The 646-nt window shown below is 81.4% G+C and carries 1 pseudogene; it reads left to right on the top strand.

Annotated elements, in window-relative coordinates:
• Positions 1-80: 80 nt before the first annotated feature.
• A pseudogene (locus ACOZHM_RS20690) lies at positions 81-646 on the top strand (hypothetical protein); the annotation flags it as partial.

Genomic DNA, 646 nt, shown 5'->3' with positions numbered 1-646 from the left:
GGCGCCGCCCGCGCTCGCGCTTGCCCGCTGCACTGGGGCTGGCCGCATCGCTGGTGTTCGCGGTGGGTATTGCCTGGCAGTTGAAGCCGGAATCTCCCCCACCGGCGATGCCGGCCACCGCCGCCGAAGTGGCGGTCGACGCTGCCGCCGCGCCGCCATCTCTCGACAGCCCTGTGCCCCCCGCCCCGGCGCGGGTCGCGCAGGAAACGGCTGCTGCGCCACCGCCGGCGCCCGTAGAGGGGCCAGCACCGGCTCTGGCCAAGGCGATCCCGTCGACGGCGCCGGCCGCCCAGGTGGCCGCCTCGCCTGCGCCGCCCGAGCCCGCTCCCGTCCTGCCCGCGCGCAGCCAGGCCTACGAAGCGGCGGCCGCCGACACGTCGACCGCGCTGGACAGCGTCACCGTCACCGGCGCGCGCGTGGCCGATGCGCGCGAGCGCGCCGACGCCGCGCCTGCAGCCCTGGCGGCACCGGCACCGACATCGCCCCCCGCACCTGCGTCTGCACCTGCGTCTGCACCAGCAGCGGCATCGCGCGCGGCCCGCGCGCCCCGCGGGGTGGGGGGCCCCGCCACGGCGCCCGCCCGCCGCGCCCCGGGGCGGCGGGCGCGCCGCCCGGCCCCCGCCCCCCGCCCCCCCCCGCCCCCCCC

Source organism: Stenotrophomonas sp. PD6, assembly GCF_049199305.1.
Taxonomy (GTDB): domain Bacteria; phylum Pseudomonadota; class Gammaproteobacteria; order Xanthomonadales; family Xanthomonadaceae; genus Stenotrophomonas.
The sequence above is the reverse complement of the archived record's forward strand: the minus strand, read 5'-3'. Positions and strand labels throughout refer to the sequence as shown.